Below are 26,715 nucleotides of genomic sequence, written 5' to 3' on the forward strand. Positions count from 1 at the left end.
GACCGTTCAACGGCTGGAACGTGTTGTCGTAAAGCCTGTTCGCGCTGGCCTTAAATGCTGGACGTTTTCGTCCGCTTTTTAAAGGTTCGATCGCTGTCGTCACTTTCGGCAAAGGGGCGAACAGCTCCGAATAACCCCGGCTTATGGCCTAGCTGACGATTTGGCGGCCGGTCGGCCCGGTGGCGCCGAGGACCAGGATCTTTGGCGCGTCGGAGATGTGTCAGTGATGGTGGTGGTCATGATTTTCAGTCCTCTCGAAAGGCAGGGCGCCTCTCAAGAGGCCGCCCGGCTGGGTTTGGGTCGTGGTGATCAGAGCCTGCCCTCTGCGAGCAGTTCGCGGGTCCGTTTCAGCGTCGACAGCAGGGCCGATTTGTAGCCCTTGTCGCTGTCGAACCGGGTCTGCTCCGCCTGTTCTTCGGGCCCGTTTGGCTCTTTGCCGCGCAGGCCGAGGTAGCAGTAGAATTTCAGCTGCAGTCCGCCGGCTTCGTCCTCGAATAGCTCGTTGATGATGGCGCCCTCGCGGGGACCGGTTGCTTGGAAGAAGGTGAGCTTGCTCTGCGGCTCAAGGGAGACGATTTCACTGATATCAGCACCGGCGATGGTGACTTCGCGCACAAAGTGGGTTGCGCTTTCCTCCACGACATCGCAGCGCGTGCAGAGGCCGGGTGGAAGAAACAGGCGCGCGTCGCGCGCTTTCAGCTCCAGGCCCTTCCAGGCCTGATCCCGGGTGAGCTTCGTTTCGCCTTCCGGATTCACTGAGACGGTAGCTGTCGAATAGATCATGACGATGTTCCTTGCGCGTGGCTCAGGCAGAGGCTGAGGCGAAGTTGCGATAGGAGCGGAGCGGACGGTCCAGAAGCGCAGTCAGGCGCTCGACATCGCCGGCCTCAGGCAGCATGCCCTCGGTGAGGAACCGTTCGCCCATCATGCGCATGTCGTAAGCCATCCAAGGAGGCATGAACTGCTTGAGGTTCCGCTCAAAGGCTGCCGTATCACCGCCGCCATAGTTGATCTGGCGGGCAAGAACGTCCGACCAGATGGCGGCGATAGCCGTTCCGGTGAGGGTGTCGGGGCCGACAAGGTTGATGCGGGTGATCGGGAGCGCGTGTGCAGCCTGTTCGCGGCGCAGCAGCTCAAGGGCAGCGATCTCGGCGATATCGCGCACGTCGATCATGGCGAGGCCGTTGTTGCCGATCGGCATCGGGTAGACACCGTAGCCGGTGATGGCTTCCTTGACCATCAGATCGTTCTGGATGAAGTAGGCGGGGCGCAGGATAGTCGCGTGCATGCCCATCTGCTCGATCATCCGCTCGACGCCGAACTTGCCGGCAAAGTGCGGGACGTTGACGTAGATGTCGGAGTGAATGACCGACAGGTAGACGATGCGTTCGATACCGGCGGCGCGGGCAACATTGAGCGCGATCAGAGCTTGGGTGAATTCGTCGGATACGACGGCGTTCAGCAGGAATAGCGTCGAGACGCCGTCGAAGGCTGTACGGAGGGAGTCGACATCGAGAAAGTCACCTTTTACGACGGCAACGCCTGCCGGGAAATCGGCCTTGGAAGGATCGCGAACAAGAGCGCGGACATCTGCGCCGCGGTTGACGAGGTGCTGAATAACCTGGCCGCCGATATTGCCTGTGGCACCGGTAACGAGAATGGTCATGGGAGTATCTCCTGGTTGTTTAGTTTCGCTTGACACCCGGAATATGGATGGTTCATTGATGGCCCGATAGATCGTCAATCTGGACACACCGTCCCATAGGTGGAACACTCATGGACCTCCTCGCTCTTGCCGATTTCAACCTTGTTGCGCGCCATGGTGGCTTCGGCAAAGCTTCAAGGGCAACCGGTCGACCGAAAGCGACCTTGTCCCGGAGAGTCGCGGAGTTGGAGGCTGCTCTCGACCTGCGGCTTTTCGAACGGGGCGCGCGGAACTTAAAGCTCACCGAAGAGGGAAGAGCGCTCTATGAGCGAACGGGCACTTTGCTCGCCGAACTGGACGAGACGGCTTCCGCGATAGCCTCCGGTGGACAGATCCCCAAAGGAAGATTGCGTATCAGTGCGCCTCTGCTTTTTTCACATACAGCGATGGGCAGAATTGCTGCGGAATTTGCGCTCAGGTATCCGCAGGTGAGGCTGGAAGTCTCGACGGAGGACCGGCCCGTGGACATGATTGAGGAGGGCTACGATCTGGTGATCAGGGTCAATCCGGATCCTGACGAAAGTCTGGTTGGACGTGCATTCCTCCGTGACCGCCTTGTTGTTGTGGCAAGTCCTGAACTTGCGCGTGAACCCGGTGACAGCGCCGCTCCCGGCGTAGTGCGTGATGCGAGTGATCGCCAGACCTGGCAAGTTAGGACATCAGCTGGCCGAAAGGCGATTGCAATCGAGCCAGTCCTCACCCTGTCGACGCTCATCATGGTCCGGGATGCCGTGCGAGCCGGCGTCGGGGCAGCACGTCTGCCCATCTCCTTAGTGGCACACGACCTGGCGGATGGGACACTGGTGAACTGGGGAGACATCGACGGCCCCGAGATCGCGCTGTGGACACTCTACCCATCACGCCGGCTGCTCAGCGCTCGCGTGTCGGCGTTTCTGGATTTTCTAAGACAGGCCTTTCCAAATGGGACGCCAGATGAACTGGCGGCTTATATCGGCAGGTGAAAAATCAGAAACCGCTCTGCCCACGCTTTGGCAGAGTGACCCGTTATCCAGCAGCGGTCGATCGCGTAAAGGCCCAAGGGACGTCTCCGCACGCCAACTCAACACGACGCTGGAACGCACTGGCGCACAGTGTGCGGCTTCGAGGTCGATCATAGCACGATAAACCGCTCGGGCTGAGCTATGCGCCGATGAGCGAGAAGCGCCTTCGCCAGTTTCGCCGGGCGCATTGCGGATCGATACCGATTAACGAGACCTATTTTAAGATCCGCGGCAAATGGCGCTGTCTGTACCGAGCCATCGACAAGCATGGCGATCCGGTGGATTTCCTGCTGACGGCGAAGCTCGCCCGCGACAAGCGGACTTCAGCTTCTGGTGAGGCCCCGGCGAATGGAGGGCGATCGAAACGCTCCATCGCACGCCGCCAAATTTTGCTCAAGCGCAGTCCGCGCCCAAGAAGCCCACAGATCCGTTGGGGGTAACCATATCCACCCGCTTGCTACGTCGCCAACGACCTCCGCCTTTCCAGCCGCGGCGCATGCGGCAGTCAGCAAACATATGTATGCGGCCCTTTTCTCATGATCCCGTTCGGTCTGCATACGTCGCAGCAGCTCCGGTGCATCCCAGCCGACAAGAGCCATTAACCCGGCGAGGCTGCCGGATTCGACAACATGCTCATACAACCAGTCGAATTTCTTGCCTCGCAAGATCTGGACTTTCCCAAAGGTCTCCTCAGGCATGAGGACGCCCAGGAAGGCACTGGGGAACGCTTCCACGATCGCGACATCGCCAAAGACAGCGCTCGCGAACGAAGGTGCCGATGTCAAATGCTTGATCTGCTCCGCGGTTTCGAGCGCAGCTCGCTTCAATTGTAAGCCGGTGCCGAAATGGCTCAAACCTGGCTTGCATCGCTTTGGCCCAACAATTTTTGATTGTTAGCAAGTGCTCATTGAGGAATGATATCGACCGCCTGATTTATGGCTGTTCGGCAGGCGCTGGAAGGATTCGGCCTCTTCCGATTGGAAGGGGCCACTTTCTCGCGGTGCGGCGCTTGATGTCCTTTTTCAAGTTGCCCCACATACAGGAGGTTGGCGTGTCGAGTTCGCTATTCGTGAAACCTGTTTACGTCCGCGATAACCACGTCTTCGAGGAAATCCGCGGCTTAGACGATGCCATTGCTTTCCTTGAATCCTGGTCTGACGAAAAGCAGGATTTAGCTTATGACGTCGTCCTAACGGCATTGTATTCAGCCGCACGCGGGGAGCTCCCGATTAGGACCGTAGAGGTTGATTTTCACCGCCTCATAAAGCGCGCTGGAATGATCGCTGAGGCTGAGGAGGTCTCGGCTCTGATCGCGGCTGTTCGTTCGAACTGCCGCGGGCTTAGTATCGAACGTCGGCGAACCGCGGTGTTCTTGCAGTCGGATTCAGGACTGCCCTTCCTCCGGCCGCACTGCGGCTCCATGGCACAAGGCTCATGCCCATGTGTCATGTCAGTCGCGCAGATGCCGGCAATCCTCCTACAGCGTGCGTACGGCCACGTCGGCGTCGCCATCCTGATGTTGAACTCAACCTCCGCGGAAGATGGAGCGGGTTCATCGGGTAATGATACTTTGAGCGCGCGAAGCAGCTCTCCTCGCCACCGCCCATGGACCAGCGGACGAATGGAACACAATTAGATTGGCGGCTGCAGATGGCGTGCAGGACAGTCATGGCGGTCGGGTTTGACAAAAGCGCTCCTTTACGCCCTTGTCGTTCGGGATGTCGAAGAACCACGGATTTTCGCGGCGCGGACGAGGACTGACGCAGTGGTTGTCGCTGCTGTCGTTCGAGCGATGGTAGCCTTGATCCCGACGTCGGTCTGGTTCGCCGCGAGACTCGTCGCGATCACGACGACGTTGGCTTTGTCGAGAAGGGCTTTATCCCGCCACATCGTTCGAAATCCAGCCGCCGAGCATTCACCAGTAGCGTCCAAAGCGAGAACGATTCGGGCATGTCTGTGAATTTCCCTCAGGCACTCGGGCTTATTCCGGGTGCTGGAAACGATTGTATCTGCCGGCCTAACCGCCACAGCGGAGGCGAGGGATCTTCCTACGAGCCAGGAGTATAGCGATAATCGGTGCCTTCCAGGTTGCGCTGCTTAAATATCACCCAAACGTGCACACCGGCTGTAAAGGAGGTATGGGATCGCAGGTGAGTACGATCTGGTTAGTCGATCAGATTGCGCAGTAAACAGGCCAGTTCGCGTTCATCGGTCATCCCGCCAATAAATGCACACCCGAGAACCCGAGCGAGCTCCTCTCCCTGAATGCTATCAGCTCTGATCTCTCGGCGCGCACATTCCTTGCAAAGCACGCGCTTCATCATCGCGGTCGACGCGTCGCTTATCACGTCGTCATACAGCGACATGGCTAGCCCTTTCTTGAGCCAGCCGATGGTTGCGCACCAAGGAAGTCAATTCGCATTCATCGGTCAAACCTCCAAGGAATGCCTGCAGGATCACGCTCGCAAGCTCCCCTCCCTGATCGCTGTCTGGCTTGATTTCTCGGCGCGAACATTCGTTGGAATACACACGTCTCATCATTGAGAGCGAGACGCTGCCGAAAACCTTTTTCCGTGGGAACATGGCTCCTCCCCATCGGGGCGATTGCGTTCCCAACGTCGGTTGCCCCGTAGATGGCCGGCGAGCGTTTATAGTGCGCTTTCCGCAATAGGAGGCAAGAGATTTTTTGTGCTCTCAGGACGGTTCAAAGGGTATGTGAGAAAGGGTTTTAAAATTGGTGGGAAGTTCAAGAGGAAGGTTCGGCGTGCAATTGCACTCTGCTTTTGACACGGAGAAGTCCCTCTCAGATCGCCGGATCGGTCGCACAAGGAGAACGACCTGTGAGCACACCTGTAAATCCCGGCCCGGATGATCCGGGCTCTTTCCGCCCATGCCGCCGATCGAAGTCCCTGACCCGCCCGTCTACGAGCCTGACCGACCCTTGGAGAAACCCGCTCCGGATCGCCTTCCCGACGAAGAGCCATTGCCGAATCCGGATGAAAATCCCGCCGCAGCGGCTCGGACCCTCCTTTCAGTCCTAGCCGACCCGTCGAAGCCGCAGCATCGGCGGACGATGAAACGCGATGACGCGACCGCCGCCATTCAACGGCGATCGCTGATGCGTAGCAGGGAAGATTCTATTGCGCCTTCATCACCTGGCCGCGGATTTCCCCATCGGGGTTGGCGGCAGTATGCAAGTTCAGATACCAGCGACCTTCGGTCAGGTCTTTAGCTTGGGCGTCGTCCAGAGTGGCGGAACCCTTCGCCAGTGCCGACATGTCGATCGGCACGACCGGTGGTGCGTTCACCCCAACCGCGGCCGGTCCGTGGAAATGGGCCGCGGTGACGTCGCCGCTCAATCCGGTATGCTCGACGGTCCAGGAGAGATTTTTACTTGCAGAATCGTAGGTGATGTCCGCTGTGCCGGTGGCACTGGTCTGCACCGGCGGCACCTCCGTGCTCCCCTTGAGGTCGGCCTTGAACTTCATCTCCTCGGCAAACCCGGGTGCTCCCACTGCGAGAAACCCCACAAGGGCGAGGGCACCGATCCCGACTTTAAAAGCGCTCGATCGCATCTTCCATTCCTCCCGTTCTTTTGCCGCTGGTCCATTTGCTAAATTGTGCTCCGCCAGCAGGAGCCGTGAGACAGAGCGCGCCGTAACCGACGCGTCACACGTCCGCGTCAGTAACTCGCCGACCGCACGAAAGTTCCGAAAATGGTTGTCTAGGTCCTTTTATGCAACCAGATAATCAACTCTTGGTTGTATTCGTACTAGTTACGCGAATTGTCAACGCTGGAGGTCACTTGCCGTGCCGATTGATGACAGGGACTATGTCGCTGCGTGGAGGAGCGGTGGTAGCCGCGCAGTGCAAGCGCTCTTGGAGTCTCGTTGCCCAACTGCAGAGGCGCGGGTTCGTGAACTGGAACTCTTGGAACGCCTCGGCAATTGGGACGTTCAGTGGCAGCGAAGCGCAACCTCTCGCAGACTGGCCGGGGGCGAAATCAAATCCTATCTAAGCGATCGGCAAACGACTATTTGCGGTGATGGCGTGCGCAACGCGTCTGGGACCCGCGGGTAAAGCCGGCGACACGATTGTCTGAGTTCCGATCCGCACGCGGAGTCGGCTTTGTCGCCCCGCTCGCCGGCGGAAGTCCGTTTGGCGGCCTGTCAGCGTCTCAGAACCGTCGGAACTAACCTCCTTTGCACCGCCGGCCGCCCCCCATGTTCTCTCCGACTTCTCCCAAGCGAGCAAACGCAATAACATCTCCGAGTGACCATCGACGCTGCGACCGCTCCGGTGACCAGAGTGTGGTCCACCACCCAGCTGTGTCGAATCTGTCGCCTGCCGCGTCTATCGGCGCGGTCGCCTTACCGTCGCCCGACGTCGCCATGGCGGCTTGCCGGGCGTCTTGGGGGTGCACATTCAGGGGAGGCAGGATGCTCGAATTGCTATGCGCTGCGATCTTCACCGGCTGAACGGTCCAGAGGGACGGCGCGTGATATTCGCGAAGCCGTGGGGCTTCGGCTCCGGCAAGATGGAGAAATCCTCCGAGGCTTCGACAAAAGAGTGTCAGCAACAAAATTCTCACCAGGGGCTCGGCACATATCGCTTGATGTACGATCTGCGCCAAATCAGCGACGCAAGTGCCGTGAGGTGACTGCGACAGTGCCTTGTCTGGCGACCATATCGCCGCCGGCTGACTAGTGTCGCAACGAGCCGCCGGAGCGGACCGTGGCGCCCCCACATTCACACAACGCTGCTCGTAGGTATACTGCGAGACCCGGGCGGCATACGAGGAACGCCCGGGCCTCGGGTCGCCACGTATCCGGGTGTGGCGGCTGCAGAAGCGAGAATTGGCAGCTTGAGGATGGAGCCAACCCCCTAACCCGACCAAAGGAAAGGCGTTTCTTTGGCGGCCACCCGTATTTTATCGCATTCACACTTAGTCGCAAGATAGTACAATTGATGAGTGCGGCCGGATCGCGTCTATCAACGGCGTATCCGATAGCCGACTTATGACCGGGCTTTGCCTTGCGCGTCCCCCTTGAGGGGTGGAAAGTTGAAGGCCATCCTCTAGCTTCTCTGAAACCGTTCTGAACTGCGGGAGGAACCATGGGCTACGACATTCAAGACTTGGAGCCCGACGAGGTGCGTTGGCTTAGACGGCTTAATGCGGGGGAAACAGAAGAAATGCCACCGGCCATGGCAGTGCGCCTCACAGAGCTCGGCTTGGCGAGAGCAACGCTCGAAGGCATAGCCATTACCGAGGATGGCGTGCGCCTTCTTGGGTCGGCCGAAGAGTGAGGCGGCCTTCATCAGCATCACGCTCAAGAGCTGGTGTTTTTAGAGGTAACAGCCGTCTCGGATTTTTCATCGATTGTGATCTGCTGCCATCGGAACCAACGCGTATTTTGGAGTTGGTCGCATGTCGATCGTGTTCGCTGGGGAAATGACGTAAGCCTTTGGGCCCGCTGTTTCGGAAACAGTGGGCCCGTGTTGTTTGAGAGCAGCAGGCGCTACGGATCTAACTTCGTCCAGATCAGGGACCATTCGTCCTTGTCGCCAGAGTTGTGGGTATAACGTCCGTGGCCTGCATCATCGCTAGATCCCGTATTCGTCAAAATCCACACGGGTGGAACTCCGCCCGGCAGCTCCAGTTTCATGAGTGCATCCTGCATCTCGTCAAGCGTCGTGACCGTTGAATGTCCTGCCGGCCGGGCGATCGTAGCGTCCAGACGTACTGCGTCACCCGATACCGTGACCTTGGCTCCGCGGCGCAGTCGCCTGTTCCGGCGGTGGCTTGAGCGCCTTAAGCGTTTCCCACCTGTCCCATCAAGCGGCGGTGAATTCATGGACCAGGGCATCTTGCTGCTCAGAGCGACAGCCAGAATAGCCGATCGAAAGGCGTTTCGAACGGGGTGTTTCCATGAAACGAAGAACATGGAACGACGCGTTTGTTCCAAGGGTCGGTAGGAACAGACGCGTCTTAGCCCCGCCACCCATGCCCCCTTGGGTGGCGGGGCTGGAGGTGCGGCATCGCTGGTGCCGTCCTCCTTGGACGCATTGTGCGCCAAGCTGTGTGTCTTGAATATCAATCCAAAAGTGCAACCGCTGTAACTCAAAGGGAGTATGAAACTGGGCCGGTCGAAGCGTCGGCGGGCTTCTTGACTGCGTTGATGTCCACGAACGCTCCGATCGTGTATGCTGACTGCGCCTACAACTAAATTTTATCAGCGACAATCAGGGGAGCAGGTCCATGAAGCGCATGATTTTGTCGACCTTTGCTGGCGTCGGCCTTATGGCTTTAACTTCAGTCCTTACGGCGCAGGCGCAAACCACACTTACGCCAGACGAGGCACATGCCATTGGCGTTGATGCCTATGTCTATTTTTATCCGCTGGTATCGATGGAAATATCGCGCCAGACGTTCACGAATATTGCGCCGGGCAAGGAACTGGGCAAGGGTCCTATGAACACCTTTACCAATGTGCCCGAATATCCGCCAGCCGACTTCAAGGGCGTGGTGCGGTCGAACTTTGATACTCTGTATTCGAGCGGATGGCTCGACCTGACGAAAGAGCCACTCGTGGTCTCGGTGCCCGATACCGATGGCCGCTACTATCTGCTGCCGATGCTGGATATGTGGACCGACGTCTTTGCGTCGCCAGGCTGGCGAACCACGGGCACCAAGGAGGGTCACTTTTTGATCGCTCCGCTGGGCTGGCGTCCCGATCTGGGCGACAAGTTTGTCGAGGAGTTCAAACTGCCCGAAGGGACGCAGCGCATTGACGCCCCAACTCCTTACGTCTGGGTGATCGGTCGCACTAAGACCGATGGACCGCCCGACTACGCCGCGGTGCATAAAATCCAGGCAGGCTACAAGATCACCCCGCTGAGCGAATGGGGTAAAGAACCCAAGCCTGTCGAAGTCAAGATTGATCCAAGTGTGGATATGAAGACGCCGCCCAAGACCCAAGTCGACACCATGCCAGCAAACACATATTTTGCGCTGGCTGCTGACTTGATGAAGGTCAATCCTCCGCACATCACAGACGAGCCGATGCTGGCACAGCTGAAGAAAATCGGCATTGAAGTCGGCAAGAGCTTCGACATGAGCAAGGTCGATCCGGTCATTGCCAAGGCGCTAGAGAGCGCCCCCACCGATGCCCAGAAGCTGATGGCCTGGAAATTGGCTACTCTAGCGCGCGTCGCCAATGGCTGGTCCATGAACACCGATACAATGGGTGTCTACGGAAACTACTACCTCAAGCGAGCGATCGTCGCACAACAGGGCCTGGGAGCAAACTTAGTAGAGGACGCGATCTACCCCCTCAATCTCGCCGACAGCGAGGGCAAACCGCTCGATGGTACTTCCAAATACACCATGAGGTTCGACAAGAGCAGCTTGCCGGCGGTGAATGCGTTCTGGTCGATTACGCTCTACGACGAAGCCGGTTTCCAAGTCGGCAACGTTCTGGAACGCTTTGCCGTCAGTTCATGGATGCCGTTCGTCTACAATGGCGACGGTTCGCTTGATCTCTATTTCCAAAATGAGAGCCCGGGCAAGGATAAGGAGGCGAACTGGCTACCCGCGCCCAAGGGTCCGTTCAACCTGACGATGCGGCTCTATTCGCCGAAGTCGGACGCCCTCACTGGAAGGTGGAACCCTCCTGCGGTGACCAAGGTCCATGCGCTCCCTGGTGTAGTCGGACAGTGAGGTGAGGGCTGGCAGCGTCTGACCGAGATGTCGCCAGCCGCTTATCAACGATACAAGGCCATCGCTGGTCGTGCGACCTTCGTCGACGCAGTCGTCGAGGCGTTCAGGGCGCCATTTAGGATCAGCGGGATCGCGGTCTTTCTCCGTGCAAGCGTCGGGATCCGCGCCGCGAAAATCAGCGGTTCTTCGATATCCCGAACGACAAGGGCGTGAAGGAGCGCTTCTGGTTTAACCTCAACACGTGACAACGCGAGGATTCCGCATGAACCAGAATGTTCTACTCACGATCGCAGCCAGCGTTGGCGTGGTGGTCGGCGCCCGAGGCACTTGGTTTGCGACGTCAACAGCATCCAAAGAAGTCGAAGTCTTCTCCAAGGAGGTGAAGACCCGCACGGTGGTGGAAATCGTCCAATTAAGGTGAGATGTTAATGCGGGCCGGGTTCCCTGGTGCGCATCCTCGTTACGAATCTAACTTCGTCCAGGTCAGGGACCATTCGTTCTCGCCGCCAGCATTGTGGGTATAACATCCGTTGCCGGCATCATCGCTAGATCCCGTATTCGTCAAAATCCACACGGGTGGAACTCCGCCCGGCAGCTCCAGTTTCATGAGCTCATCCTGCATCTCGTCGAGCGTCGTGACCCGTGGAAGGTCCTGCCGGCCAGGCGCTCGTAGCGTCCAGACATACTGCGTCATCGGATACCGTGACCTTGTCTCAGTGGCGCATTCGCCTGTGCCGGCGGTGGCCTTGAGCGTTTCCCATCTGTCCCATCCAACGGCGGTGAAGCGAGCAGCCCGACGATCAAGTAGTTCAGGACCTTTTGCAGTTCACGGCGGCCAGGATCGCCGATCGGAAGGCGTTTCGACTGTTGGGTTTCCATGGAACGGAAAACATGGAACAGACGCGTTTGTTCCAAGGGTCGGTAAGGAACAAACGCGCCTTATCCCGCCACCCTTTGGGTGGCTGGAAACGAGATACGGTATCACCAGTCCAAGTCTCATACGACCAGTTGCTGGGCGCGAGCGGCGATCCGTCCGTAGATGTCCTGGACCGGCTCGCGCATCTGAAACGCACGGCGGACCCCACGGGGCAGAAGCGCCTTCAGGTGCTCGCGGCCGGACAGCCCCACAATCGGGGCGTATGGCGTCATCGAACGATGTCGATCGCCAGGGTAGAGGAGCCCGAATTCAGCGAAGTTCGCAAAGGCTTCGATGTTGTTGGCCGTGAGAAGGAACGTCTCGGCCGGGACACCCTCGGCCAGGATCACGTCATGGCTGTCGAGCATGATCTGGTAATACTCGATTGTCTCGCGATGCGGAGCCGGCGCAATCGAAGTGCCGTTGACCAGGTCCTTCACCCTGATCAGTACGCCATCAATGTACAGGGCATGGCCAGGGGAGAGATAAAGATCCCAATGAGGCATCTTGTGACCAAGAGCATGCTGGGAAATGCGGATCGGCACCACCGCGTCCTTCCAGGATGAACCGTTCCGCTTGTAGGCATGGCGACCGATCCATTTAACCGCTCTGGCTTTTCCGCTCACCGTTTCGACGAGATCGCCGATTTGAAGATCTTCGATGAAGACCTCGCCTGTCGGGGTCATGATCGAGGTGCCCCGCAGAAAGCACATTGGGCTGCCGCCGGATTGGCCTTGCCCGCCCGACTGGCCATGTCCACCGGGGCCGTGGCCATGGCCAGGGGAACTGCCGCCTGTTTTCCACCACGCCTTTCCCTTGGCGTGAGCAATCGAAGGAGACAAAGCTGCTGCTACGAGAGCGATTCTTGCGGTCGCCGCAGTCGCCAGTCCGAGGAAGTGGCGCCGCGCGCGATTGTGCTGCACATTCGGTTCGTTGCCTGACATGAACTGTCCCTTTCGGAATTGCCCCGATTTCTTGGGTGCACGCGCATGAATTGTGCGCCAAGTTGTGTTTCATGAATATCAATCCAAAAGTGCAACCGCTTTAACTCAAACGGAGTACGCAACATGGACCGGTCGGAAGCGTCGGCGACTTCTTGACTGCGTCGGTAGGTTGAGGGGGCGGTCTAATGGATATGGGCGCGCTTGCTGTCGTCGCGCTCTGCGGGATGCTCGGGGTCAGCATCGCGGCGGCGGCGGCTGCCCGTCCACGCCATGCGGTGCTCAGTCGGCCGCTACTCCATCACGAGCGCTGCGGCGAAGAATGTGGACCCGAGCAAGACCACTGTTCCGATCGCAATGCTCTGCATTCTCTTCAGACGCCTCGTTCGCTTCCCATCCCAGTCGTAAGCCATCCAATAACCCTCATGTCACCAGAGTTTGACGTGCCTCTGTGCGGCTGCATAGGCAGTATTCTCAGTCCGGCAGCAAGCCGATATAGGCGTCGACTGCTACTACCAGCTGCGCGGACGCGATTGCGAGAATTGAGGCGAAGAGTACCGTATCTCGCGCTTGTTTTGGAGATTGTCGCATGAGGTTTTCTAGCATACCGCGGAATGCCCCGAACTCCCACAATCTTGCCTCAAAGACATCCTTAATGAAAACCATTCTGGACATCCAGAAACGGCATTTGAGCTTGACTATTCGGTCGCTGAGGGCGTCCGAGGGGCGTCAACCGAGAAAACCACCATGGCTGAACAGCTATCGACACTTTTCATGCCTAGTCTGCGCGATAACTCGCGCTCGATTAAGATATTTTATTGTCACGGATCGCCTGTCAGCAGAAAATATGAGGGCATTCTGTATCTGTTGGCCTCTTTCCGATCGCCGGGGAGAGGCCCTTTTTGCATGCGCTGGAAACCGTTCTACTTACCGGCCAAACTCGCTTCAAGTAGGCGAAAAAGGCCCTTCAGTTCGGGCTCATTTACGCGCGCTGCGGCCTCCGAACAGGTAACCCAATCGAGTTCCCTTTGGCCCCTCTCTGGATATTTCCCAATCAGTTCATCGACCTCGATCGCGTGGACCTGAACCAAGCACGGGACTTTGCCATCTTTCAGGTAGTGGAAATAGCCCAGAGGTTTTTTCTTTGCCTTTCCACGCACGCCGGCCTCCTCGAAGGCCTCCCTGGCGGCCACTTCGTGAGGCTTCTTCCCATTCATAGGCCATCCCTTGGGAATTACCCACCGAAGGGTATCTCGGCTCGTGATAAGCAAAACCTCGATCTGACCCAGTGCCTTGTTCCTGCGATAGCACAGCGCGCCATACTGCTCTAAGGGTGGTTTCCTGAACAGCGAACTTGCGTTCGACGCCAGGCGGGAAAGGAATGTCGGCCGTGTTCCCATTTTCGCATCCTGTGAGTCGTCGAAGCTTACTATAAAGTCGATGGCTCGCATCGGGAAACGCGTGAAGAACGAAAGCGTTCAGGTAGGCTGATTCTGACCGCGGTTTTCATAGCCGTGCGTAGGCGCGCAAATCTCTTTCGTCGGCAATTATTGCCTTAGAGCTGAGAGCGGCTATGCTAAGGCCTTTGGCTATAACGCTCCATGGAAAATCTTAGATGAAAACGGTCGAGTTTGCCTGCATTGGAAAGCTTATGTGCCCCAATTGCGCGGTAGAAATACCAGCATGGAGATCATCTGGAATGAGCCAGATGTGCCCGCATTGCGTGCCTTCCCCGGTGCATAAGCCGGTGGATAACCTGTGGACAGAGTTTCAGGTTTGGCGACCGCATTGCTGCGGATGTTCTAGTTTTGTTCCGGAGTCCTTAGCTTTGGAACTTGTTCGGCAACAACGGCTGTATGATGCTCCATTCGAAATCAGTTAGGTCGAACCGCCGACGGGACATGAGAGGCCTCCAAATCAAAGCCCCATGAATCAAAAACATGCCGTTTTCGGAACCCAACTTCTGAGGAACGAGCTCAAATTATCGGCTTTCCTGTAGCCCAGAATTCATGGACCTTATTCCACCATCCGAGAGTTTCCGGCTGCAGCCATGGAAGAAAATCGTCAGGGCGAGTTTTGCGATGCAAATGTCCATTCTGCAAATCTTCGAGGAGACCTACTGTAGCCGCCTCTTTAACATACGGGTCGCCGTTGATGTGCCAGCGTTCGACAACATCAAAGACCGCATCAAATCGATGCGTGTCACCTGTCTCCAAATCCTGAATCAGATGAAGAGCAAGCTCTGACATTGCCAAGTAAAGTGGCAACTCCTCGTCAGATCGATACTCCTCTTGGAATGTCTCCCACTTTTCACGAAACGATGGGTCAGCCTGCAAAAGCGGCACAAACATATTCGAGCGATCGAACTCGAACGAAAGCGCGTTCACGTTGTTCTCGGACATTACTCTTTTTGCCCTTCTGATGCCCGTGTTGCAAGGCTTGATCTGACAAGCGCATTAATGAGTTCACGCTCTAGTCTTCGTGCGCAGGCACATGAAGAGCATGATTTCGCTCGTTACGCGCTGCCGCATGAGGGTGTCAGCTAAGCCGTCAAACCGTTATCTCAACAGCAAGCGTCACGGCCTTTTCGTTGAGCCCGGTGAAGAAGACAGAGAATGAAGCGTTCCGGTTTCAGCCTCGCGGTGGCCGTTGAATCTCCACGGGCGTCTTCATGATTATTTCTCGATGCGGGAAGGGAATGGATATCCCAGCCTCCTTGAACGCATCCCATAACGCCATCAGAACTTGGCCGCGCACATTCGTCAGACCGTTTGCCGGATCGGATATCCAGAAGCGGAGGCGAAAATCCAGCGAGGAAGCACCAAAGGCTGTCATCCAGCAGACCGGGGTCTTATAGTCGTTAGCGACGCGGGGAACGGCAGAGGCAGTTTCGATGGCAATCCGCACCACCTCATGCGGATCACTAGCGTACGACGTGCCGAAATCGACATCGATACGGACGTAGTCGCTGGAAAACGACCAATTCACCACCTGCTGCGAGATGAAGTCCTCATTGGGGATAAGATATTCTTTCCCGTCGCGGGTAATGACCGACACGAAACGTGCACGGAGATCACGAATGGAACCGAACGTGTCGCCAAGGGTGATCGTGTCACCGGGCTTGATCGACTTGTCGAGCAGGATGATGATCCCTGAAATAAAATTGGACACGACCTTCTGCAGCCCGAAGCCAATTCCAACGCCCACAGCTCCAGAGAAAACCGTTAGCGCCGTGAGATCGATACCCGTCGCCGACAATGCGATGGCACCGGCGATCAGGATCAAAACGATCTTGATGACCTTGCTGATCAGCACCTTGAAAGACGGCGACAGGTCGCCGGAACGTTGGACCCAATGGGAAAGCACATTGCCGACCAGGACTGCGACCCAGATAAGTGCGATCGTTAGGACAACCACCTTTACGATGATCAGCAGCGACAAACGCATCGCACCCAGGTTGACAGCGGCACCATCAAGCGTCGACAGGACAGGACCGTCAAGCCCGGTGGCGTAGAGGGCGAGATACCCCCAGCTAACGATGGCGACCACGCGCGACAAGGTCGGATTGCGAATAATCTTGGTCAGCACGGAAATTACAAACCACGTGGCCGCCAAGGTGAGCGCCGTCGAGACCAGCCAGCGTTGCGAAGGCCAGGTGTTCTGAGTGAGAATTATATTCGCAAGCCACAGCCAAACGATCAGAGAAAGCCATTTCAGACGGCGCATGAACGCGATGACGACGCGAAGCAGATCTGGATTACCCTTAATGCGCCGGGCCCTCGTTTCCATCGCCGGCTCAATTTTGGATGCGACGAAGGATGCGAAAACATAGCCGACTGCGATAATTCCGAGTTGGTAAAACGTCCATTCGCTGAACACGAATGTCCTGAACCAGATTTCAAGCGGCCGAACGATCTGCATGAAATCCACGGCGGTGCCTCTTGCTCTACTCTGCAGTCAACCCGCGGAACTCAAAAATGTTCACGATTTCGCCGAGAATCTGGCCGTTTCGGACCCGCATCACGTCCATGGCATTGAAGCGGGTGGCGCGTCTCAGCATGGTTTGCTTCACACCTTCGGCGGCGGATATCGCGACAAGGGCGGCGCCGCTGAAAGCTTCAACTGCGTGAATCTTCAACTGACGTCCGACGATATCGACCGCCTCGAGGTCGATATCCGTGCCACGTCGCTCTCCCGTACCGACGGCTTCTTCTTCGGCGTCAGCGACGGATCCGAGATCGAGGACGACCTGCAGTTCGTCGCCAAGGCACGGGAGGCCCTCGTTTCCGAGCTCACGGTCTTCTACACATCGTGGTGGTAACACCCTCCGCCAGTATCAGTCCGGTCGGTGACAGCACCGGCCGGCCGGAATGCCGGACGTCTCCCACTCAAGGTCGTGGGTTTCGCATGACTTCCAACGCTACCAGATCAACTCCGGAGGCGCCCCGCCAAGGGGCGACTGAAAGAAAGTTCAGCAGCAGCCGGCGAATATCGAACTGACCTTCGAGGCGCTGCGGGACTGGGATTGCCGTGGGCCTGCAATTCTGCATTGTCAGAGATACCGCGTCCTCGGACACCGTGGCTGTCGCTTGTGCGGCAACCGGGATCGCTTGCGCCTCTTAGGTACCGACTGTTGCCGTCGGCTAAAAGATATTCACGCTGTGCGGTCCTACATATTCAATCCGATAGGACAGACCACGCGCTTTCCTCATGAAACGGTTCGCGCCAGCAAGGTCGGTCCGGATTTCGTTGTGGCCAAAAGCAGCACCGTCAAAATTGGATCTCAACCAGGTTGCCGCCTCCTGAGACAAGGCCTTGATCTCCCAGAGATGTCGGGCGGCCTTTTTGATGCGAAAATCCGGTGCTTCGATGCACTTAGGGTCGTTTTGGCGCAGAGGACTGCCGGTCCTCTCATCGGATATGAGCGAATGAAACATGATTTCTCCTCCCGCGCGTCCGTCGGATTTTCTTTGGCTTCTGGATGAGCATCCCTGTGATTGCGCGGTCTCTAAATTACCGAGGATTGGAGTGCTGTCCAGAGCCAAACGCCTTCGGTACGATACCGAACAACCAGCCAAAAAGGCTGTAGCTGATGACGCAGTGCTTTAGCGATTTGTTCGGCGGGTTGAAAAAGTCGACAAGACGAAATCAATACCAGGACTTTGGTTCGAATCCTTTCAAGGCGAAGGCTCTAAACGGCTGCCTAAAACGGAGAACATTCCGTCTTTGCGCAATCCGCTATGCCGGTCAATCTCTTCAAAATCTTGGACGGCAAGCCTATTTTTCGATCCGGCTAAGCACGCGGCCTAAGGCCCGTCTCAGCGCGTCTGTTCCACCATTGAGGTCAAAATCTTGGAACACCTGCTCGTTCAATCCGCCCTTTGTCGCAAACTCGCGACTGAGATCGATGAAGTGGCCCTTGCCGGCAAGGAGCGCGGTCTCGGACAGGCTGGCGAAGAGAGGCGCAATATAGGTGCGGCCTTTGTCTTCCGGCAGACCATTTTTCGCGAGCCATTCCGTGGTACGGTGCATGATGCCAAAATACGTGGCCATCAAGGCGCTGGCAGCCGCAAGCAGATCGTATTCCTTCCTGGTCTCGCATTCGACGGCGTTGCCAAGCACGTTGAAGAAGGCGGCCGTATCCGCGTCGCGCGGAAAGATTGCGGTGACGCCCTTGCGGCGCGCGACGAAGGGTAGGGGGATCGCCTGCGAAAGGCGAACATCCGCGCCGATCCAGTCGAAGAGCGCGTCGCGGCTTGTCGCGGCGACGACACTGATCACCTTCTGCATATCGCTGAATTGCAGTGGGCTGATAACCTCTTGCGCGATCTGCGGGCGGATCGCCAGCACGACCGTATCGCAGCCGTCGACGATCGCCTGATTGTCGCCGGAAACACGGACCTGTGGGAAATCAGTGGCGAGCCTCGCCGAAACATCAACGCTGCGTTGGGACACCATAACATGCGACACGGCGGTAGGTTCGGCGAGCAGGCCGCGCACCATGGCGTCGGTGATGGCACCGGTCCCGATGAATCCGATCTTCCGTGGTAGGGGCATGGCTATTCGGCCGCCACGCGCGCGCCGAGCGAAACGTCGGTCGTATAGTTTTCGCGCATGAACCGGAGGAAATTGTCCTGGAACTGCCGTGTATGGGCATGCGCCAGCTCGTCGGCGCGCTCGACATCCTTGGCGCGGATCGCTTCCAGCATGAGGTTGTGCTCATCCGTCAGGAGATAACCGTCGCCGGTGCGTTCCAGATATTCGAAATGCAGGTGCAGCATGCGCTGGCCCTGGTTCAGAAGCCGCTCATAGAAGGAGGCGAGATAGGCGTTCTTGCCGGCGTGAGCGATCGCCATGTGAAACTGCTTGTTGGCCTCAGACATCTTCAGGTGCACGTTGGTCTTCACTGCAGCCTCAAAGTCCTTCTGGCGTTTGGCGATGATCTTCAGGTCGGCCTCGGTGCGCAGTGCGGCGGCAAGCCGCGTGTTCATGCGCTGGGCGACGTCGAGCGCCTCGACATATTTGGGAAAGCTCGCCACTTCGATCGGCGCGACGATGGTGCTGCGATTGGAAAGCGTAACCACAAGGTCCTCGCCCGCCAGCCGGATTAGTGCTTCGCGCACCGGTGAGCGCGACATGTCGAAGCGCTCGGCCAGCGTCGTCTCGTCGAGCAACTGTCCTGGGGGCAGCGTCAGCGCGAGAATCTCCGCCCGAAGCGTATCGTAGACATTTTTCCAGCCGGTGCCCCGCACCCGCTTCATTTCAATTTCGTCAGACACTTGCGTCCCCTTTCAGAGTTCGCGGTCATTGGGCCAGAAAAACAACGTGTCGGCAATTTACAATTTCCGCTTGACTTTGTCGACTACAAGACGACATATTTTTGTCAGTCGACACGAAGCCGACAGAAAAGGACTTGAAGAACGGCCGAAGCCGACGGGTGGAACCGCGCTTCTCAGCGCTCAAGATGGGGAATGCATATGCTCTCGAAGATGATGACGTCCGCACTGCGGGCGACGGCCGCGCTCGTCCTGGTGGCGGGTCTTTCGACCGCGACTGCCTCAGCTCAGGCGGAAGGCTATTGGCAGGGTGTTCAGAAATCCGGTACGCTGCGCTGCGGCGCCGCTGTCGCGCCCCCCTATGTGATGCGCGATCCGGCCAGCGGCGAATATTCCGGCTTCTTCGCCGATCTCTGCCGGGAATTCGCCGACGTCCTGCAGGTGAAGCCCGAATTCGTCGATACGACCTGGGATAACATTGTCGCGGGCCTTCAGGCCGGAAAGTGGGACCTGTCGCTCGCTCTGAACCGCACGTCGGCGCGTGCCATGGCAGTGCAGTTCTCCATTCCCGCGATGGAGTATCAGATCTCGCTGGCCTACAACAAAGATAACCCGAAGATTCCGGCGGGCGCCGCCTCGGTCGCCAATATCGACAAGGAAGGCGTGACGCTTGCCGTCATGTCGGGTACCGCCCAGGACAAGGCAATTTCCGCCGCAGTCAAGACGGCGACGATCCTGCGTCTGCCGACAAACGATGAGACACGGCTTGCGGTCGTGTCGCGCCGCGCCGACATCCTCGTCGATGCTTCCGACACGAACCAGCTCTTCACCCAGTCGAACCTGGACTGGGCGGTGGCGATGAACCCGACGCCGGCGCTCGCCAAGCAAGGTGTGGCCTTCGGCCTGCCGCATCAGCTTTCAGCTGCGGACGTCGAAGTGGTCAACATCTTCCTCGAAGAACGCGTCGCGACCGGCCACGTGGATGAACTGATCCGCAAGGCGGTTGATGAAGTCCTCAAGGCCGGCAACTGAGCCCGGTAAGTGGACCATGTCGGGCCGTGCGGCGGCTCCGCTTCTTTGTTCTGAGGAGGAGAATTGGACGATGCCGGATACCGCTCCACTGGTTAAGATCGAAGGCCTTCACAAAAGCTATGGCGGCGTAGTGAAGGTTTTGCAGGGCCTCGACATCGAAATGAAGCCCGGCGATCGCGTCGTGGTCATCGGTCCTTCCGGCGGCGGCAAGTCCACGCTGCTCAGGGTGTTGATGGGGCTCGAACAGATCGACAGCGGCTCGATTATGTTTGGCGGCAAGCCTTACATTTCTGCCAATGGCAGCGGCAAGACCGCGATCGATACCAAAGTACGGCGCTCGATCGGCATGGTCTTTCAGCATTACACGCTGTTTCCGCATCTCGACGTGATCGGCAATCTGATCCTCGCGCCGGTGAAAGTCAGGGGCGAAAGCAAGGCTGCCGCGCGTGAACGGGCGATGGCGCTGCTCACCCGCTTCGGGCTGGCGGCGAAGGCCAACGCCTATCCGGCCCAGCTCTCCGGCGGGCAAAAGCAGCGTGTGGCCATCGCCCGCGCGCTGATGCTCGATCCAAAACTCATGCTGTTTGATGAGGTGACCTCGGCGCTCGATCCCGAACTGGTGGCAGAAGTCGAGCAGGTCATCCTGCAACTTGCCCAGCAGCAGATGCCGATGGTCATCGTCACTCACGACATGTGGTTCGCAAAGCATATCGCCTCTCGCGTGATCTTCTGCGCCGGCGGTGTTGTCGTCGAAGACGGTCCCCCCGAACAGGTGCTCGGTTCGCCGAAGGAAGAGAGCACCCGCGACTTCATCGAGCGGGTCTTCCACATCAAGCACTGAGGGGTGGACGATGAACTACAGTTTCGACTTCGCGTCCGTCTTCCGCAATTTCGGACCGCTCTGGGACGGCCTCTGGATCACGGTTCAGCTCACGATCGCGGCTAACGCCATCGGGCTGACGCTCGGATTTCTGCTGGCGTCGCTGCTCGTCATGAGCCACTGGGCGCTGATCCGGCTCCCGATCATGCTTTTTGTACGCCGGCGATCATCCAGATCGTCTGGTTCTTCTATTGCGTGCCCATGCTGTTCAACGTCTTCCTCGGTTCGGTCACGATGGGCATCGTGGCGCTAGGTCTCAATCTGGCGGCCTTCAATGCCGAGGCCTATCGAGCTTCGATTCAGGCGGTTCCACGGGAGCAGCTCGATGCCGGAATAGCGCTCGGTGTAAACCCGTTCCAGCGCATTCTCTACATCGTCCTGCCGACGGCGGTCCGCAACTCGATCCCGGTTCTGCTGACAAACGGGATCGGTATCTTCCAGCAGAGTGCATTGGTTGCCATCGTAGCCGTCCAGGATCTTCGTCGAGGTGCTGACGATTGTCGCCCTCAGCTACTTCGTCATTGCCTTCCCGCTGACGCGCGCTGTCACGGTTATTGAACAACGCATCCTCAAGCGGCTGGCCCTCTGACCTGTCCCCTAACCGAACCCTCGAATTGGAGAAACCATGAAACTCTCTGGCGTCATGCCCGCCCTCGTCACGCCCTTCGACAAGGAAGGCAAGATCGACTTCAAGGCATTCGAAAAGCTGCTTGTCCACCTGCGCGAAGCAGGGGTCAGCGGCTGGGTGCCGAACGGTTCGACCGGCGAATATTTCAGCCAGTCGACTGAAGAGCGACGCGAGGTGCTGCAGTTCGTCACGGACTTTGCCAAGCCGGGCGAAATCCTGATTGCCGGGACGAATGCGCCGGCAACGCGCGAAGTCATCGAGCAGACGGCGATGGCCAAGGAGATCGGTTACGATACCGTTCTTCTGGCGCCGCCCTTCTACACCCGTCCGACGCAAGAAGAGCTGATCAAGCACTATGAAACCGTGCTGGCCGCGGTGGATGTGAACATCGTCCTCTATTCCTATCCGGCAAAGGACGGATCGGACATTTCCTTCGAACTGATGGACCATTTTGCCGACAATCCGCGCGTCATCGGCATCAAGGAGAGCTCCGGCGTCCTGCAGCGCGCGATCGACATTGCCAGCCGCTATGAAGGCAAGATCCAGCTCGTCAGCGGCTCGGACGACATCGCGCTCGACTTCATGTTCTGGGGGGCGGAAAGCTGGATCTGCGGCCCGTCCAACTGCATGGCCAAGGCCTGCTGCGATCTCGACCGGAACTACAAGGCCGGCGACCTCGGCAAAGCTCGTGAGATGATGAAGACGCTCTACCGGGCGATGAACATCCTCGAATCCGGCAAGTTCGTCCAGAAGATCAAGTATGGCTGCGAATTGCAGGGCCTGCCGGTTGGTGAATGCCGCGCGCCGCTTGGCCCCCTGACGGATGACGAAAAAGCCGAATTCCGCGCTGCCATGGAGCCGATCCTCAATTGGTAAGTCTCGCGGCGGGCGGTGAAACGCCGTCCGGCCATGACCAGGATTATGGAGAGAACCAGCATGACCACTTTGGTCGTCGGCGCAGGCATTATCGGCACCACCATCGCCTACGAACTGCAAAAGCGGGGGCGGCGGGTGATCCTGCTCGACAAGGGCGAGGTCGGGCGCGGCGCGTCCTATGGCAACATGGCGTCGATCGCCGTTACCGAGTTCATGCCGGCCTCACGCCCGTCGATCTGGAAACAGATTCCCGGCTGGATGCTCGACCCGGAAGGGCCGGTACGCGTCCGTCCGGGCTATATGCCCAGATTGCTTCCCTGGTTCGCCCGATTTGTCGCAGCGTCCCGGCCGGCCAAGCTGCGCCAGCTGGAGGCCGAGGGTGCGGTTCTCTGCAACCGAGTGTACGACGATCTGTTACCTTTGCTGCACGAAACGGGCCTGGAAGCCGAACTGACAGACGAGGGCTGCCTTTCGCTTTATAGCAACGAGGCAGAGTTCCAGGCCGACCGCGAACACATCGAAATACTCGAGCGGTTCAACTTCCCGCATCAGCGCTTGACGGGCACGCAGGCGCGGGAACTTGAGCCGGAACTGTCCGATCGGATCGGCATCGCTGTGCTCTTTCCCCAGAACCGCAGCCTGCGCGACCCCTTTCGCCTCGTGCAGCGCCTTGCCGAGCGCTTCACAGCACTCGGCGGCGAAATCCGCCGCGGCGCGGTGGCCGGTTTCGACCGCTCCCAGCGCATCACCGCAGTGCGGCTCGCGGAAAGCGAGCGCGTCGTTGCCGAGGAGGTGGTGATTGCAGCCGGAGCCTACAGCGGTCTGCTCTCCAAAATGCTGGGAGAATCGATGCCGCTCGAGACGGAGCGCGGTTACCACACCCAGATCATGTCGCCGGGCATTTCCATGCGCCATTCGATCATCTGGCCAGCCCGCGCCTTTATGGTCACGCCGACGGCGGGAGGTATCCGCGTCGGCGGAACGGTCGAGATGGCCGGTCTCGACGCCGCACCCGACTACCGCCGTTCGAAGATAACCGTGCGCCGGGCGCAGACGGCCTTGGCGAACCTGCGTTGCGAGGACTTTTCCGAGTGGATGGGCCATCGCCCGGCTTTCCCGGATACAGTGCCGGTCATGTCCGCTTCGGCCAAAATACCCGGCGTCTTCTATGCGACCGGTCACGGCCATCTCGGCGTCACCTATGCCGCAACGACCGCGCGTCTGATGGGCGATCTGATCACCGGCGTGACGCCGCCCATCGACATGCACCCCTATCGCGTCGACCGCTTCTAGACACATCCCGTGTGAGGACACCATGCAGAACAAGTTTTTCATCGATGGCCAGTGGGTCGCGCCTGCAGACGGAACCATGCTGCCGGTGATCGATCCGGCAACAGAAGAGGTGTTTCACCATATTCCCGCCGCCGGAGCGGCAGAGGCCGAGGCGGCTGTGAAGGCGGCCCGCGAAGCCTTCGACAACGGTCCTTGGCCGCGCCTTTCGGGCAAGGAGCGCGCAAAATACTTGCGCGCGATGGCGCAAGGGATCCGTGACCGTCTGGCAGAACTGGCGCACATGGAAAACCGCGACAACGGCAAGCCGCTTCCCGAATCCGAATGGGATCTGACGGACGCCGCGGGCTGCTTCGATTTTTATGCCGACCTTGCCGAGGAACTGGATGGCGAGGTTGAAGAGGTGAAGCTTGCCGATGCGCGCTTCGTCTCGAAAGCCGTCCGCGAACCGCTCGGCGTCGCCGTCGCCATCGTCCCCTGGAACTATCCGCTACTCATGGCCTCGTGGAAGGTCGCACCTGCGCTTGCGGCCGGCTGCACCATGATCCTCAAGCCCGCCGAGACAACCTCGCTGACGGCACTGGAGCTTGGCGCGATCGCGGAAAACGCGGGCCTTCCGAAGGGCGTGCTGAACATCCTCTCCGGAAAGGGCTCGGTTGTCGGACAAGCGCTGATCGAGCACTGCCAAGTGGATAAGGTCGCCTTCACCGGTTCTGGCCCGGTCGGCTCTCGCATCATGGCTGCGGGTGCGAAGGACATCAAACGGATAAGTCTGGAACTCGGCGGCAAGTCGCCCTTCATCGTCTTCGCCGACAGCGATATCGAAAAGGCGGTCGAATGGATCATGTTCGGCATCTTCTGGAACCAGGGCCAGGTCTGCTCGGCAACTTCGCGGGTTCTCGTCGAGGCGCCGCTCTATCCGAAGCTTTTGGAACGATTGATCGAGGAGGCGAAAAGGATCACGATCGGGAACGGCCTCGACGAAGGCACGTTGCTCGGCCCGCTCGTCAACAAGGGGCAGTATGAGGATGTGCTGCGCCATATTGAGCGCGCCGTCGAACAGGGCGCGACGGTCGCCTGCGGCGGCACGCGGCCGGAAGGGTTCGAAAAGGGCTACTACCTGGAGCCGACGATCCTTACCGACATGGCGCTCGATAGCGACGCATGGGTCGAAGAAATTTTCGGGCCTGTGGTCTGCATCCGCCCCTTTGAGAGCGAGCAGGAGGCGATCCGCCTTGCCAATGACAGCCGTTTTGGCCTTGCCGCCGCGGTCATGTCGGCCGACGATCAACGTTGCGAACGGGTAGCAAGCGCCTTCCGCGCTGGCATCGTCTGGATCAACTGCTCGCAGCCGACTTTCACCGAGGCGCCTTGGGGCGGCTACAAGCAGTCCGGCATCGGCCGGGAACTCGGCCGGTGGGGCCTCGATAACTATCTGGAGACCAGCTCGATATCCTGCTCGTCCATTGCCAGGGCGAAAGCGGCAATGTGCTGGTCGGTGGCGCGCCCGATATTCCGGGTGCGACCATTCTCGACAAGATGAACCACCTGAACCATGTCGACCCGTCGCTGCGCCTCTTCCTGACGCGCGAGCCGCGAGCGCAGGTGGTTCATACGGCGAACCTGCTCCTGCCGCCGAGCCGGCCGGACGCTGATGCGTCCTTCATCGTGCTGCAGCCGGATCGCGCCCATCCGATGTCGGGGTCCAACTGCATCTGCGTGGTCACCGCGCTTCTGGAGACTGGCCGTGTCCAGATGACCGAGCCGGAAACCGTTGTCCGGCTTGATACCGCGGCCGGGCTGATCGTCGCCCGCGCGCGCTGCGAGAAGGGCCGCTGCATGTCGGTCAGTCTCGACAATGTCCCCGCTTTCGTCCACGCCCTCGACGTCGCGCTCGACACGCCGAATTGGGGCCGGATCATCGGCGATATCGCGTTTGGCGGCGTCTTCTATGCGCAGATCGACGTCGATCAGGTAGGCCTTCGCATCGTGCCGGAAGAGGCCCGCGCGCTTGCTGAGGCAGGCACCGAAATCAAGTCACTGCTGGCTGATCAGATCAGGGTAGAACATCCGGAAATTCCGAGTTTAAATGAGATCGCGTACGTGATGTTCCGCGACTATCAGCCGGATGGTTCGGTCACCACCTGCACGACGCTCAAGCCCGGCCGGGTCGATCGCTCGCCTTGCGGGACGGGTTCGTCGGCCAATCTTGCGATCCTGCATGCGCGGGGGCAGGCAAAGACCGGCGACAAGCGCATTTCGCGCAGCATCATCGGCGGCGAGTTCACAGCCGAAATTCTGGGTGAGACCACGGTTGCAGGTCGCCCAGCCGTCCTGCCGCGCATCACCGGCCAGGGCTATGTCTTCGGTCGCCAGCAATTGCGACTGGACCGCGACGATCCCTTCGCGCAAGGCTTTGCCTTGTCGGACACCTGGGGACCTCAGGTGAGTGAGCTATGAAACTTTCCGGCCGGCGAGGCTGCGGCATTGGCCGGTATTCCCATCGCCCGGATGGCTGAGCCACAGGAAATTGGCGAGATCACCGCGTTCGCCTTCCGTCCCTCGCAGGCGTCCTTGAACGGCGCCGTACTGGACGTGAACGGCGGCAGCTACATGAGGTAACGATCATGCGTTTCACGGATAGAGTTGTCATCGTCACCGGCGGGGCAGGCGGCATTGGCAGCGCGATCAGCGCCCGTTTTGCGGCGGAGGGCGCGCGGGTCGTCGTCCACCGACATGAATGGCGAAGGTGCGGAAGCGACCGTTTCGCAGATCGCGGCTGAGGGCGGCAAGCCCGTGCTTTCGCCAGCGACATCTCGACCGCCGAAGGATGCCGGGCCATCGTCGACAATGTCATGGCGGCGGAAGGGCGCATCGATGTGCTCTGCAACATGGGATGAGGCTGATGGTTTCGGCCCCGCTTTTCGACGGCTGCGGCTATCAACGTCTC

General features: G+C 58.9%; 25 protein-coding genes and 2 pseudogenes. 14 read left to right on the top strand and 13 right to left on the bottom strand.

All coding sequences use genetic code 11. The annotated features are described in order from the left end of the window. Positions 1-309 precede the first annotated feature (309 nt). Together A3AY_RS0109165 and A3AY_RS0109170 are read right to left on the bottom strand one after the other, a co-directional pair. On the bottom strand, positions 310-783 hold the full coding sequence (locus tag A3AY_RS0109165; RefSeq protein ID WP_018325379.1) for an AtaL-like protein: 474 nt from the start codon (positions 781-783) through the stop codon (positions 310-312). A gap of 22 nt (positions 784-805) precedes the next feature. Further along, positions 806-1,666, bottom strand: coding sequence for an SDR family oxidoreductase (locus tag A3AY_RS0109170; protein WP_018325380.1), 861 nt, complete (start codon positions 1,664-1,666; stop codon positions 806-808). A gap of 110 nt (positions 1,667-1,776) precedes the next feature. On the opposite strand from A3AY_RS0109170, the gene A3AY_RS0109175 reads away from it, so the two are divergent. Both A3AY_RS0109175 and A3AY_RS37620 read left to right on the top strand, forming a co-directional pair. Continuing rightward, positions 1,777-2,667: a LysR family transcriptional regulator gene (locus A3AY_RS0109175; RefSeq protein WP_018325381.1), complete on the top strand. Its 891-nt coding sequence runs from the start codon at positions 1,777-1,779 to the stop codon at positions 2,665-2,667. A gap of 135 nt (positions 2,668-2,802) precedes the next feature. After that, positions 2,803-3,008: pseudogene (locus A3AY_RS37620) on the top strand (DDE-type integrase/transposase/recombinase); the annotation flags it as partial. A 21-nt stretch (positions 3,009-3,029) separates the two neighbouring features. On the opposite strand, the gene A3AY_RS39655 reads toward A3AY_RS37620, so the two are convergent. From A3AY_RS39655 to A3AY_RS0109200, 3 genes are all read right to left on the bottom strand, one after another. After that, positions 3,030-3,560: a hypothetical protein gene (locus A3AY_RS39655; protein ID WP_018325382.1), complete on the bottom strand. Its 531-nt coding sequence runs from the start codon at positions 3,558-3,560 to the stop codon at positions 3,030-3,032. A 1,311-nt stretch (positions 3,561-4,871) separates the two neighbouring features. After that, positions 4,872-5,072 (bottom strand): hypothetical protein, encoded by a 201-nt coding sequence (locus tag A3AY_RS0109195; protein ID WP_018325385.1) that lies wholly within the window; start codon positions 5,070-5,072, stop codon positions 4,872-4,874. A gap of 771 nt (positions 5,073-5,843) precedes the next feature. Beyond that, on the bottom strand, positions 5,844-6,281 hold the full coding sequence (locus A3AY_RS0109200; protein ID WP_018325386.1) for a CHRD domain-containing protein: 438 nt from the start codon (positions 6,279-6,281) through the stop codon (positions 5,844-5,846). A 1,540-nt stretch (positions 6,282-7,821) separates the two neighbouring features. Here A3AY_RS0109200 and A3AY_RS0109210 point away from each other — a divergent pair. The 3 genes from A3AY_RS0109210 to A3AY_RS39055 all read left to right on the top strand — a co-directional run bounded on the left by A3AY_RS0109210 (position 7,822) and on the right by A3AY_RS39055 (position 10,847). Beyond that, a complete protein-coding gene (locus tag A3AY_RS0109210; protein WP_018325388.1) occupies positions 7,822-8,013 on the top strand; it encodes a hypothetical protein in 192 nt (63 codons plus the stop codon). A 994-nt stretch (positions 8,014-9,007) separates the two neighbouring features. After that, on the top strand, positions 9,008-10,426 hold the full coding sequence (locus A3AY_RS0109215; protein ID WP_420830249.1) for a DUF1254 domain-containing protein: 1,419 nt from the start codon (positions 9,008-9,010) through the stop codon (positions 10,424-10,426). Between the two features lie 262 nt (positions 10,427-10,688). Further along, complete coding sequence (locus tag A3AY_RS39055) at positions 10,689-10,847, top strand: hypothetical protein (protein ID WP_018325390.1); 159 nt, start codon at positions 10,689-10,691, stop codon at positions 10,845-10,847. Between the two features lie 575 nt (positions 10,848-11,422). Here the strand turns inward: A3AY_RS39055 and A3AY_RS0109230 are convergent. From A3AY_RS0109230 to A3AY_RS0109260, 5 genes are all read right to left on the bottom strand, one after another. Then, the gene (locus A3AY_RS0109230) at positions 11,423-12,286 is read right to left on the bottom strand and encodes a Hint domain-containing protein (RefSeq protein WP_234913072.1); all 864 of its coding nucleotides are present in this window, start codon (positions 12,284-12,286) and stop codon (positions 11,423-11,425) included. Positions 12,287-12,757: 471 nt separating this feature from the next. Beyond that, a complete protein-coding gene (locus A3AY_RS0109240; protein ID WP_018325394.1) occupies positions 12,758-12,949 on the bottom strand; it encodes a hypothetical protein in 192 nt (63 codons plus the stop codon). Positions 12,950-13,206: 257 nt separating this feature from the next. Next, positions 13,207-13,683, bottom strand: coding sequence for an NUDIX hydrolase (locus A3AY_RS34875; RefSeq protein ID WP_040668411.1), 477 nt, complete (start codon positions 13,681-13,683; stop codon positions 13,207-13,209). A 576-nt stretch (positions 13,684-14,259) separates the two neighbouring features. Continuing rightward, complete coding sequence (locus tag A3AY_RS0109255; RefSeq protein WP_018325397.1) at positions 14,260-14,685, bottom strand: DUF7674 family protein; 426 nt, start codon at positions 14,683-14,685, stop codon at positions 14,260-14,262. A gap of 229 nt (positions 14,686-14,914) precedes the next feature. Then, positions 14,915-16,213: a mechanosensitive ion channel family protein gene (locus A3AY_RS0109260; protein ID WP_026203261.1), complete on the bottom strand. Its 1,299-nt coding sequence runs from the start codon at positions 16,211-16,213 to the stop codon at positions 14,915-14,917. Here A3AY_RS0109260 and A3AY_RS39060 point away from each other — a divergent pair. Then, on the top strand, positions 16,203-16,604 hold the full coding sequence (locus tag A3AY_RS39060; protein WP_018325399.1) for a hypothetical protein: 402 nt from the start codon (positions 16,203-16,205) through the stop codon (positions 16,602-16,604). The genes A3AY_RS0109260 and A3AY_RS39060 overlap by 11 nt on opposite strands. Before the next feature lie 322 nt (positions 16,605-16,926). Here A3AY_RS39060 and A3AY_RS34885 read toward each other — a convergent pair whose 3' ends face one another. The 3 genes from A3AY_RS34885 to A3AY_RS0109280 form a co-directional block, all read right to left on the bottom strand. After that, positions 16,927-17,220 (bottom strand): hypothetical protein, encoded by a 294-nt coding sequence (locus A3AY_RS34885; protein WP_018325400.1) that lies wholly within the window; start codon positions 17,218-17,220, stop codon positions 16,927-16,929. A gap of 340 nt (positions 17,221-17,560) precedes the next feature. Next, entirely contained in the window at positions 17,561-18,340 is a 780-nt protein-coding gene (locus tag A3AY_RS0109275) for a pyrroline-5-carboxylate reductase (RefSeq protein ID WP_018325401.1), read from the bottom strand. Between the two features lie 2 nt (positions 18,341-18,342). Continuing rightward, the gene (locus A3AY_RS0109280) at positions 18,343-19,062 is read right to left on the bottom strand and encodes a GntR family transcriptional regulator (protein WP_026203262.1); all 720 of its coding nucleotides are present in this window, start codon (positions 19,060-19,062) and stop codon (positions 18,343-18,345) included. 198 nt (positions 19,063-19,260) lie between these two features. Here A3AY_RS0109280 and A3AY_RS0109285 point away from each other — a divergent pair, with 198 nt between their 5' ends. The 8 genes and pseudogenes from A3AY_RS0109285 to A3AY_RS39065 all read left to right on the top strand — a co-directional run bounded on the left by A3AY_RS0109285 (position 19,261) and on the right by A3AY_RS39065 (position 26,548). Next, positions 19,261-20,091 (top strand): substrate-binding periplasmic protein, encoded by an 831-nt coding sequence (locus tag A3AY_RS0109285; protein WP_018325403.1) that lies wholly within the window; start codon positions 19,261-19,263, stop codon positions 20,089-20,091. Positions 20,092-20,161: 70 nt separating this feature from the next. Continuing rightward, positions 20,162-20,932: an amino acid ABC transporter ATP-binding protein gene (locus A3AY_RS0109290; RefSeq protein WP_018325404.1), complete on the top strand. Its 771-nt coding sequence runs from the start codon at positions 20,162-20,164 to the stop codon at positions 20,930-20,932. Between the two features lie 10 nt (positions 20,933-20,942). Beyond that, positions 20,943-21,560: pseudogene (locus A3AY_RS34890) on the top strand (amino acid ABC transporter permease). Between the two features lie 36 nt (positions 21,561-21,596). Further along, a complete protein-coding gene (gene dapA, locus A3AY_RS0109300) occupies positions 21,597-22,475 on the top strand; it encodes a 4-hydroxy-tetrahydrodipicolinate synthase (protein WP_018325406.1) in 879 nt (292 codons plus the stop codon). Positions 22,476-22,535: 60 nt separating this feature from the next. Continuing rightward, entirely contained in the window at positions 22,536-23,768 is a 1,233-nt protein-coding gene (locus A3AY_RS0109305; protein WP_018325407.1) for an NAD(P)/FAD-dependent oxidoreductase, read from the top strand. 22 nt (positions 23,769-23,790) lie between these two features. Beyond that, entirely contained in the window at positions 23,791-25,308 is a 1,518-nt protein-coding gene (locus A3AY_RS34895) for an aldehyde dehydrogenase family protein (RefSeq protein WP_018325408.1), read from the top strand. After that, positions 25,254-26,225 (top strand): proline racemase family protein, encoded by a 972-nt coding sequence (locus A3AY_RS0109315; protein WP_018325409.1) that lies wholly within the window; start codon positions 25,254-25,256, stop codon positions 26,223-26,225. The genes A3AY_RS34895 and A3AY_RS0109315 overlap by 55 nt, the downstream gene beginning before the upstream one ends. 167 nt (positions 26,226-26,392) lie before the next feature. Further along, entirely contained in the window at positions 26,393-26,548 is a 156-nt protein-coding gene (locus A3AY_RS39065) for an SDR family NAD(P)-dependent oxidoreductase (RefSeq protein ID WP_112864677.1), read from the top strand. The last annotated feature ends 167 nt before the right edge of the window (positions 26,549-26,715 follow it).

Origin of the sequence: Rhizobium giardinii bv. giardinii H152 (assembly GCF_000379605.1) — a bacterium.
In the GTDB taxonomy this organism is placed as follows: Bacteria; Pseudomonadota; Alphaproteobacteria; order Rhizobiales; family Rhizobiaceae; genus Pararhizobium; species Pararhizobium giardinii.

Excerpts from the sequence above, each read along its gene's own strand:
- A3AY_RS0109165 (WP_018325379.1), bottom strand. The coding sequence starts at position 783 with ATGATCTATTCGACAGCTACCGTCTCAGTGAATCCGGAAGGCGAAACG.
- A3AY_RS0109170 (WP_018325380.1), bottom strand. The coding sequence starts at position 1,666 with ATGACCATTCTCGTTACCGGTGCCACAGGCAATATCGGCGGCCAGGTT.
- A3AY_RS0109175 (WP_018325381.1), top strand. The coding sequence starts at position 1,777 with ATGGACCTCCTCGCTCTTGCCGATTTCAACCTTGTTGCGCGCCATGGT.
- A3AY_RS0109195 (WP_018325385.1), bottom strand. The coding sequence starts at position 5,072 with ATGTCGCTGTATGACGACGTGATAAGCGACGCGTCGACCGCGATGATG.
- A3AY_RS0109200 (WP_018325386.1), bottom strand. The coding sequence starts at position 6,281 with ATGCGATCGAGCGCTTTTAAAGTCGGGATCGGTGCCCTCGCCCTTGTG.
- A3AY_RS0109210 (WP_018325388.1), top strand. The coding sequence starts at position 7,822 with ATGGGCTACGACATTCAAGACTTGGAGCCCGACGAGGTGCGTTGGCTT.
- A3AY_RS0109215 (WP_420830249.1), top strand. The coding sequence starts at position 9,008 with ATGGCTTTAACTTCAGTCCTTACGGCGCAGGCGCAAACCACACTTACG.
- A3AY_RS39055 (WP_018325390.1), top strand. The coding sequence starts at position 10,689 with ATGAACCAGAATGTTCTACTCACGATCGCAGCCAGCGTTGGCGTGGTG.
- A3AY_RS0109230 (WP_234913072.1), bottom strand. The coding sequence starts at position 12,286 with ATGTCAGGCAACGAACCGAATGTGCAGCACAATCGCGCGCGGCGCCAC.
- A3AY_RS0109240 (WP_018325394.1), bottom strand. The coding sequence starts at position 12,949 with ATGGTTTTCATTAAGGATGTCTTTGAGGCAAGATTGTGGGAGTTCGGG.
- A3AY_RS34875 (WP_040668411.1), bottom strand. The coding sequence starts at position 13,683 with ATGGGAACACGGCCGACATTCCTTTCCCGCCTGGCGTCGAACGCAAGT.
- A3AY_RS0109255 (WP_018325397.1), bottom strand. The coding sequence starts at position 14,685 with ATGTCCGAGAACAACGTGAACGCGCTTTCGTTCGAGTTCGATCGCTCG.
- A3AY_RS39060 (WP_018325399.1), top strand. The coding sequence starts at position 16,203 with ATGAAATCCACGGCGGTGCCTCTTGCTCTACTCTGCAGTCAACCCGCG.
- A3AY_RS34885 (WP_018325400.1), bottom strand. The coding sequence starts at position 17,220 with ATGTTTCATTCGCTCATATCCGATGAGAGGACCGGCAGTCCTCTGCGC.
- A3AY_RS0109275 (WP_018325401.1), bottom strand. The coding sequence starts at position 18,340 with ATGCCCCTACCACGGAAGATCGGATTCATCGGGACCGGTGCCATCACC.
- A3AY_RS0109285 (WP_018325403.1), top strand. The coding sequence starts at position 19,261 with ATGCTCTCGAAGATGATGACGTCCGCACTGCGGGCGACGGCCGCGCTC.
- A3AY_RS0109290 (WP_018325404.1), top strand. The coding sequence starts at position 20,162 with ATGCCGGATACCGCTCCACTGGTTAAGATCGAAGGCCTTCACAAAAGC.
- dapA (WP_018325406.1), top strand. The coding sequence starts at position 21,597 with ATGAAACTCTCTGGCGTCATGCCCGCCCTCGTCACGCCCTTCGACAAG.
- A3AY_RS0109305 (WP_018325407.1), top strand. The coding sequence starts at position 22,536 with ATGACCACTTTGGTCGTCGGCGCAGGCATTATCGGCACCACCATCGCC.
- A3AY_RS34895 (WP_018325408.1), top strand. The coding sequence starts at position 23,791 with ATGCAGAACAAGTTTTTCATCGATGGCCAGTGGGTCGCGCCTGCAGAC.
- A3AY_RS39065 (WP_112864677.1), top strand. The coding sequence starts at position 26,393 with ATGCGTTTCACGGATAGAGTTGTCATCGTCACCGGCGGGGCAGGCGGC.